The sequence below is a fragment of the Mesorhizobium sp. P2_D1 genome (assembly GCF_056404455.1).
In genome coordinates, this window is sequence record NZ_JBFUDZ010000002.1 from 329,667 (window position 1) to 338,661 (window position 8,995).

At 64.0% G+C, this 8,995-nt stretch carries 5 protein-coding genes and 1 pseudogene; 1 reads left to right on the forward strand and 5 read right to left on the reverse strand.

Going from position 1 to position 8,995, the window contains the following annotated elements:
* Nucleotides 1-4 precede the first annotated feature (4 nt).
* Complete coding sequence (locus AC1D0I_RS04145; RefSeq protein WP_457150524.1) at nucleotides 5-1,117, forward strand: NAD(P)/FAD-dependent oxidoreductase; 1,113 nt, start codon at nucleotides 5-7, stop codon at nucleotides 1,115-1,117.
* Nucleotides 1,118-1,141: 24 nt separating this feature from the next.
* On the opposite strand, the gene AC1D0I_RS04150 is transcribed toward AC1D0I_RS04145, so the two are convergent.
* The 5 genes and pseudogenes from AC1D0I_RS04150 to AC1D0I_RS04170 form a co-directional block, all read right to left on the reverse strand.
* On the reverse strand, nucleotides 1,142-2,656 hold the full coding sequence (locus AC1D0I_RS04150) for a malonate--CoA ligase (protein WP_457150523.1): 1,515 nt from the start codon (nucleotides 2,654-2,656) through the stop codon (nucleotides 1,142-1,144).
* Between the two features lie 170 nt (nucleotides 2,657-2,826).
* Complete coding sequence (locus AC1D0I_RS04155; protein WP_477393236.1) at nucleotides 2,827-3,573, reverse strand: GntR family transcriptional regulator; 747 nt, start codon at nucleotides 3,571-3,573, stop codon at nucleotides 2,827-2,829.
* Nucleotides 3,574-3,964: 391 nt separating this feature from the next.
* Nucleotides 3,965-4,642, reverse strand: a complete 678-nt coding sequence (rpe, locus tag AC1D0I_RS04160; protein WP_477302855.1) for a ribulose-phosphate 3-epimerase — start codon at nucleotides 4,640-4,642, stop codon at nucleotides 3,965-3,967.
* 194 nt (nucleotides 4,643-4,836) lie between these two features.
* Nucleotides 4,837-8,688 (reverse strand): DUF7929 domain-containing protein, encoded by a 3,852-nt coding sequence (locus tag AC1D0I_RS04165; RefSeq protein ID WP_477393238.1) that lies wholly within the window; start codon nucleotides 8,686-8,688, stop codon nucleotides 4,837-4,839.
* 10 nt (nucleotides 8,689-8,698) lie between these two features.
* Nucleotides 8,699-8,995, reverse strand: a pseudogene (locus AC1D0I_RS04170) (hypothetical protein); the annotation flags it as partial.

Sequence of the window (8,995 nt, forward strand, 5' to 3'; positions counted from 1 at the left end):
GGCCATGCATGACATCGATTGCGTCATTGCAGGAGCAGGTGTCGTCGGGCTCGCCATCGCCAGGGCGCTCGCCCTGTCGGGCCGCGAGGTGCTGGTGGTCGAGCAGGCCGGCGCGATCGGCACCGGCACAAGTTCGCGCAATTCCGAAGTCATCCATGCAGGGCTCTACTATGCGCCGGGAAGCCTGAAAGCCCGGCTCTGCGTCGAAGGCCGCGAGCGGCTCTATGCCTATTGCCGCGAGCACAATGTTGCCCATGCGCGCACCGGCAAGCTGATCGTCGCCGTCGAACCGGGCCAGTTGGACAGGCTGGACGCGATCAGGGCCAACGCGCAGAGCTGCGGGGTTGGCGATCTCGAAATCTTGACGCAGGCACAAGCCGAGAGCCTCGAACCCGCGCTGCAATGCGCCGGCGCGTTGCTCTCGCCATCGACCGGCATCATCGACAGCCAGGCACTGATGCTGTCGCTGCGCGGCGACGCCGAGGCCGCCGGTGCATCCTTCGCCCTGCTCACGTCCGTTACCGGAGCGGCGATCGAAGCCGATGGGATCCGGATCGATACCCACGATGCCGATGGCGAGGGCTTCGCGCTGAAGGCTGGCGCCTTCGTCAACGCCGCGGGCCTCGATGCGCAGGCTCTCGCCGGCCGCATCGAAGGTTTTCCGCAACGCCTTGTTCCACCGCGATGGCTGGCGCGCGGCAACTATTTTTCACTCTCGGGCCGGTCACCCTTCTCGCGGCTGATCTATCCGGTGCCGGTTAATGGCGGCCTCGGCGTCCATCTCACCCTCGATCTGGGCGGCAGCGCGCGCTTCGGTCCGGATGTCGAATGGATCGACAGCGTGGATTACACGGTCGACCCTGCTCGTGGTGCGGCCTTCTACGGCGAGATCAGGCGCTATTGGCCCGATCTTGCCGACGGCGCCTTGCAGCCGGCCTATGCCGGCGTCCGGCCAAAACTGTCCGGCCCGGGCCAGCCTGCGGCCGACTTTATGATCCAGGGTCCGGCCGACCATGGCACAGGGCCGATCGTCAGTCTGTTCGGCATCGAGAGCCCCGGCCTGACGGCAAGCCTGGCGATCGCCGAGCATGTAGTCGAGCTGCTGTACCGCGGCTGACGAGCTGCCTGCGCACGTCCAGCCTTAAGATGTGTAGAGACCCCTGTAGGTATCGCGCAGCAGGTTCTTCTGCACCTTGCCCATGGTGTTGCGCGGCAATTCGTCGACGAAGATCACCTGCTTCGGGTGCTTGTATTTTGCGACGCGTTCCGCGATGGCGCCGAGAATTTCGGCTCCGGTGATGTTCGAAGCCGGCGACCGCACGACGACAGCGGTGACGCCTTCGCCGAAATCGGGATGGGCAACGCCGATAACAGCGCTTTCGCTCACGCCGTCAAGCGCGTCGATCTCGCTTTCGAGCTCTTTCGGATAGATGTTGTAGCCGCCGGAAATGATCAGATCCTTGCCGCGGCCGACGATGTGGACGTAGCCGTCGGCGTCGACGATGCCGAGATCGCCGGTGATGAAGAAGCCGTCGGCGCGGAATTCCGCCTTGGTCTTTTCCGGCATGCGCCAATAGCCGCCGAAGACGTTCGGGCCCTTGACCTCGATCATGCCGACCTCGCCCTGAGCGAGCGGCCTGCCAGTGTCGGGATCGGCAATGCGAAGCGCCACACCCGGCAAGGGAAAACCGACCGTGCCGGCACGCCGCTCGCCGTCATAGGGGTTCGAGGTGTTCATGTTGGTCTCGGTCATGCCGTAGCGTTCGAGGATCGCGTGGCCGGTTCGCTCACGCCAGGCCTTGTGCGTCTCGGCCAGCAGCGGCGCCGAACCGGAAATGAACAGGCGGATACTTTTCGCCGCCTGACGGTCCAGCCCGTCCTGCTGCAGCAGGCGCACGTAGAAGGTCGGTACGCCCATCAGAGCAGTGGCTCGCGGCAAAAGCGAGACGATGCGGGCCGGGTCGAATTTCTGCTCGAACAGCATCGAGGCGCCGGCCATCAGGACGACGTTGGTGGCAACGAACAGACCATGGGTGTGGAAGATCGGCAGCGCGTGGATCAACACGTCGTCGGCCGTGAAGCGCCAGTGGTCGACCAGCACCCGCGCGTTCGAAGCAAGGTTCTCGTGGCTGAGCATGGCGCCCTTCGAGCGGCCCGTCGTTCCCGAGGTGTAGAGGATCGCCGCGAGATCGTCCTTGGCCCGCACCACGTCGTGGAAGTCCGCCGGCAATCGCGAGGCCTGATCCGTCAGCGATCCCTCGCCATTGCGGCCGAGCGTGATGGTGACGGCGCCCGATTTTTCCGCCAGTGCGCCGATGTCGGCCGCCCTGGCCGGATCGCAGACGACCAGGCGTGGTGCTGCGTCGCCGAAGAAGTACTCCAGCTCGGCCAGCGTGTAGGCGGTGTTGAGCGGCAGGAAGACGGCGCCGGCACGCAGGCAGGCGAGATAGAGCAGGACGGCTTCGGGGCTCTTCTCGACCTGCACGGCGACCCGATCGCCCGGCTCGACATCCAACTGCAAGAGCGCATGCGCGAGCTGCGCCGACCGCGCCAGCATATCGCCATAGGTCAGCGAGCGGCCATCATCGGTTTCCATCAACAAGCGATCGGGCGCCGGCATCCGGGAACGGAACGCGTCGAACAGATGGTTGCTCATGAAGTCTTCCCGGGGATAGTAGAGACGGCGGCGCCGGGCATGCTTTTCGAGCGGCATGCATGGGCGGCGAAGAGTTCGCGGTTCTTGGCCGCGCCGTCAAGACCCGCGGACAGGTGTTTGCCCGGGGCGCTTATGGGCTGCGTGGCTGCAAAAGATTGCCGGAGCCGACGCTATCGCCGGGCGCGTGCCGCCTTGCCGGCGACCGACTTCAGACTCTCACTTTGCCTGATGCGTTCCATGCACATGGCAGCGGTCAGCTGGTAGTGATTGATCAGCGCTTCGACGGCGCCGTCGGCATTGCCGTCCAGAGCACATTCGGCGATCCGGCGATGCTCGCCGAAATCGTCGCGCTGGGCACTTTCGCTGTCACTCGCCATTTGTCGGTAGCGGTAGGCGTGATCGGAAAGCTGTTCGCAGAACCCCACCAGCCATTGCGACCGGCAGGCCGAAATCAGGACCCGATGGAAGATGCGGTGCAACTTCTCCCAATCCGGATTGAGCGACGAGAGATTCTGTGGCGAAAGACGTGATGCACGCCCCAGGCGATGCAGCGCCAGCACGAGTTGTTCTTCCCATTCGGCGGTGCGGTGGGCGATGGATTCGCGAAGCGCCCGCTCCTCGAGCCAGCAACGGGTGCGCGTCAGCTCTTCGAGCTCCGCCGCGCTGACCGGCATGATGAAGAAGCCGCGCTGGTCGTGCCGGCCAAGAAGTCCTTCCGAGGCGAGGCGATTGAGCGCCTCGCGGACAGGGGAAGCGCCGGCTCCATATTTGGAAACCACCCATTCGACCCGCAGCTTGCTCTCGGCTTCAAGAACTCCACCGAGAAGGTCATCCCGCAATTGGTGATAGACCGTGCTGGCAAGCGTGCTCTTGGGCCCTGCGCCGTCGTCGTTCAGATTGGCAGCTCCGTATGTCAAAGCGACTCCTTGTCCCCAAATTATGTTTGGGCAATTCGAGTCCGAAGCATCCCCCTTCGTACACGTACCATATCGCGTCTGGCCTCCAAGGCTCAAGCACAAGATCACGCTATTGTACTTAAGCACAAAGAAATATACGGCATTTTGCCGTTCAGCGATGCAAATTCGCGTATTTCTACAACCTTCGGAAACTTAACATGTTTTGTATGCACGCAGCATCATCTGTTCTTGTGTGCATGCGCGATCGTCTTTTCTGCCGCGCGCAAAAGACGAACCGAATCAAGCCACTCGTCCAGGCTCGATGCTTCGCGAATCAGATTCTGACGGACCCTGCCGGGCATGAGAGCCGTTGGCGGCCAATTGGAATTGAAGACAGGATGAACGCCGTGGACTAGCCAGCTGCCTTGTCGGCTGCCGTCCTGATCGCCTGGATGTTTTGCCGGTAGGCGTCGACGCTGCCGCCCTTGAAGATCGCGGCGCCTGCCACCAACACGTCGGCGCCGGCGGCAGTGACCAAAGGCGCGGTTTCGGCTGACACACCGCCGTCGATCTCGATGCGGATCGGCCGGCTGCCGATCAGCGCCTTGACCCGCTTCACCTTGTCGACGATCGCCGGAATGAAAGCCTGGCCGCCGAAGCCCGGATTAACGGTCATGATCAGGATCAGATCGAGCCGGTCGAGCACATATTCGACCGCACTTTCCGGTGTTGCCGGATTGAGCGACACGCCGGCCTTCTTGCCAAGGTTCCTGATGGTCTGCAGCGAGCGGTCGAGATGCGGCCCGGCCTCGGCATGCACCGTCATGCCGTCGCAGCCAGCGTCGGCGAAGGCGGCCAGATAGGGGTCGGCCGGCGCGATCATCAGATGGCAATCGAAGAAGGCCTTGGTGCGGTTGCGGATCGCCTTGATCACCGGCGGGCCAAAGGTGATGTTTGGGACGAAATGTCCGTCCATCACATCAAGATGGATCCAGTCGGCGCCGGCAGCCACCACCGCTTCGACTTCATCGCCGAGCCTGGAAAAATCCGATGCCAGCACCGAGGGTGCAATCAAGGTTTTTTTGCTCATGGGCAAGGCCTTTCCGAGCGCCCTTTTCATCCGGTCACTCAATCGACTGCCTAATGCGCCGCAGGTGACTTGTCGAGTGCACAGGCGGCTGGCTGCACAGACTACGTGCCGCCCATGTCGGCTGCCGGTGCCCCCGGTCCAAACAAAACCCGCCGGATTGATCCGGCGGGTTTCTGGTTGTGTCGCGCAGACGGTTACGGCTTCAAGTTCTGGATGTTTCCAGCCGGATCGCCCTGCTGTTGCTGGTCAGTTTGCGTCCTGCGCCGCGGAAGCAGCTGCTGCAGGACGTTCGGGTTCAGCAGGCCTGGTTCCAATTGGCCACGGATCGGCCTGCAGTTTGGATAGCGCCCGATCGTGCCCTCCGGGCAGTGCCGCCTGATGATCGGCCGGCACTGGCCATTGATCATCTGCGAGCCCGGTGCGCACTCCTCCACCTGTGGCCTGCGGCATGCGCCGTCGATCACCTCGGTCCCGCGCGGACAGACACACTCGCCGCGCTTGTTATGGACCTGGCCGCGTATGTCGCACTGCTCCACCGGCGGCTGTTTGCGCCGGCAGGCATTGCCTTGCACCTCGGTACCCCTCGGGCAGACACAATTGCCGTTGGCGTCGTGGACCTGGCCACGGATGGTGCATTGCTCGGGCTGCGGCCGGATCGGTCGGCAGGCATTGCCCCGGACTTCCGTACCTTTCGGGCAGACACAGTCGCCATCGGCATTGTGGACCTGGCCACGGACGGTGCACTGCTCGGGCTGCGGCCGGATCGGTCGGCAGGCATTGCCCCGGACTTCCGTACCTTTCGGACAGACACAATCGCCATCGGCATTGTGGACCTGGCCACGGATGGTGCACTGCTCAGGCTTCGGCCGGATCGGGCGGCAGGCATTGCCCCTGACTTCCGTACCTTTCGGGCAGACGCAATCGCCGTCCGAATTGTGGACCTGACCGCGGATCGTGCACTGCTCAGGCTTGTCGGTCTTGACGCACTTCCCGTTTTGAAGCCCGGTTCCGCGTGGGCAGACGCAACGTCCGTCCTGGGTGCGGATCTGGCCTTCGAGCAGCACGCAGGGCCGCGGCTTTGGCTCGACGATGACGCCACCGTCGGGCGAGCACTGGCCGTTGCGGAAGGTGGTGCCTTGCGGGCAGACACACCTGCCGGCGTCGTTCATGACGAAACCTGGCGAGCACTCGTTCTTCACCTCATGTGTGATGGTGAAGGGATGGCACGCATAGGCCTTGCCACGATCGCCCTGGACATTGGCCTGGTCGCCGGGGAGCATGTCGCCGCCTTGCACCCGGGTGTCGGGAGACAGGACGCCGACGCAGTTCTGGCCGCTGACATTGCCCTGCAGATTGGCCAGGCGGCCGTCGTCGGGAATGACCACGGTGACTTGGTGCACCTGGCTCTCCCCTGCGCCGAGCGTCAGGTTGGCAATGCAGGACAGTGGCAAGGTCGCCGGTTCCGGCGAGCAGCCGAAAGGCGGATCGATCGAGGTGATCGCAACGCCGTCCAGCCTGCCGAGACCTTCGACGCCGATCGCATCACCGATGCGAACCGGGCCGGAGAAGGGGCTCGTCCCATCGTTCGTGATGGTGATCTCGAACGAGCAGGGTTGGCCGAGCTTGCATTCGCGGTCGCCGGTCTTTTCGACGCGGATGGTCGAAGAGCCGCCGCCCTTGGCGCAGGCCTGGCCGATCGGATAGACGATGTCGTCGCCGGGCGCCGGACCATACGAGCCCCGCGCGCAGTTTTCGAACTCGCCGTTCGCCGAAACCGTCACGTCGAAGTGGCGGCTGGTTCCAGGTGTCATGACGGCACCAGGAATCTGGCACGACAGCGCATTGGCCGGAACCGGCCCGCACGCCCATTCCGCGCCGTCGGGGGTGACGGTCTGGATCTGGACGGGCGCGCCGCCCGCCACCAGCGTGGCGGCGTCGTTGACCCGCACCGGACCGGTGGGGGCAGCGGTGCCGGCATTGACGACGGTGATGCGGCAAGAGACGACCGCCGCACCGGCCAGCGAGCCATTGCACACCTTGGTGATGCGCAAGGCGGGCTTGCCGCCATTGGGGTGACGAATGCGTTCCTTGGCGCAGGCCTTGTTGTTGGTGAGATCGGTTTCACCAGGGATGGCCTTCGCCTCGGCGCAGTTCTCCACCGTATCGGACTGATAGCCGGCCGGCATGACCGCCTTAACGAAGATCGGTGTCGAGGCGCCCGGTGCGAGCGATATGCCCGCATTGTCGCAGCGGAACTGGCCGGGGCCGGTCGGGCCGCATGTCCATGGTGGGGTCGGACCGAAGGTCGAGGAGGCAGGCGCGCCGCCTGGATAGCTGTCGATCACCGTCAGCGGTCCATTGTAGGTGAAGGTGCCGTTGTTGATGATATCGATCACGAAGGTGCAGATGCCGTCGGCCGTGCAGACCTCGGTGCGGGCACGCTTCTTCAGGATCAGGTCGACCTTCTTTTCGACCGGTGGCTGGCATTCGCGATCACGATCGCCACGCCGGCAGATCGGGATCGAGGCACAGCCGCGATCGTTCGACTGGCTGCCGAACAGCGGCTTGCCGCTGGCCGCATAATTGTAGGTGGCGCAGTTGCGCAGCACGCTGCCTTGCCAGCCTCCGGCCGGCTTGAAGCCGAGCTTGAGGTCGACGAAGGCTCCCGGATTGAGCGTGGTCACCGGATAGGTGCACGTCATGGGGGTCGTGCCGGGTACGCAGACCCAAGGCGGATTTGGCCCCGAATCGAGCGTCGAGCCGGCCGGCAGCGTCACCTCGTCGAGCACGATCTTGCCGTGATAGGCACCGGTGCCGACATTGGTCACCCTGATGGTGAAGTCGCAGCCGCCGCCCATCGTGCAACGCTGGACTTCGGCACGCTTTTCAACCTTGAGGTCCGGTTCCTTGTCCTTGGGCGGGCATCTCTGGTCGCGCGGGATGACGATGTCGATGGTCTGCGTGCAGCACAGGCCCCAGCCTTCCTCCGGGCCGGCGTAGGTTTCGATGCCGGTGACGATGAGGTGGATGACATCGCCGGGTGACGCGCCAACGATCTTCCAGTTGAGCACGCCGCCGCCCGCCGGCACCAGCTGGGTGTCGGGGATGATGGTGATGCCGGGTGTCGTCGTCGACACCTGCACCCATTTGCCGCCCATCTCCGGGCCGACCGGCATGTGGTAGATGAAGGCGCCGCCACCGGGCACGCAATCAACCGTGCCGCGCTCCACCTTGAAGCATTCCTTGCCGGGAGGCGGCGGTGGCGGATTGCACTTGGTGACATCGATCTTGATCGAGGTCTTTTCGCCGGTCTTGATGTCGCCGTCGTCGGGCTTGCTCGGATCCTGCGACGGGATGATGATCCCCGTGCCGGCTTCCGGCGTCACCTTGATCATGCCCTGGTTGTCGACGATGGTCGGCGAAGGAAACGCCGCATGGTCGATCTTGGCCGTGATCTGGAAGGTGATGACGCGCTCGTTGGGAGCGCCGACGCCGTCGAGATCGGAGGCGGAAATCCGGAAATCGGAAACCGTCGCCGTGTCGTTGGGATTTGCCGATGTGCTGATCGTTGCACCCGGCAGTGGTCCGCCGGCCGCATCCGTGCCGTCGCCGGACACATTGACGTTGACGATCTCAAGGCCGTGCGGAAGCTGGTCCTTGAAGTCGAGCCGGGCCTTTTTCAGTCTGGCCGCGAAGCCAGGGTCGGCAAAACCCTGCGGGTCGCCGCGCAAGCCGAAGCTCAGGGAATAGACGACATAGTCGCAGCCTCTCTGGGTTCCCCTCTTGGTGAAGAAAGGCACGACCCGGCCCGGTTCCGGATTGATGACGCGCGGATTGTCGAGGTCGAGTCTGGGCTCCGTAATGACGGTGTAGACCTCTTCGGCGAAGCCTTGCACCGGGGTCAGGGTGGCGACCGCGATACCGGCCGCCATCAGCCAGCGCGCGCCGCGCCTGGCGAGTGACAGGGGTTTCATGATCGTCTCCAAGACGGTTGACTGCTTTGACTGGTTGCTCGTTGCGAGCGGGGAAAGTGCGAGATTTTTCATCTTCCCCTCCTCAACGTTCGCAGCTGACGGCTGGGGTTCTGAGCGGCAAAGTCATCTTGCAGCAAGGGTAGTAGCCACCCTTGTCCTTGTCGGACTTCCTGTAGAAGCAGAGCCCAACATCGACTGTGTCGCCCGGATAGTGGCCGGTGATGCCGATCGTGTACGGCGTGCCGGGCGCATGCGACATGGGGGAAGTCACCCCGACGCCTGGCGTCCTGGACTGGGCCTTGATCGAATCGCCGCCGAAGCCGGCATGGTCATGGAGATAGAGATCGGCCTCGAGGCCGGAAGGCGTGCAGTAGTACTG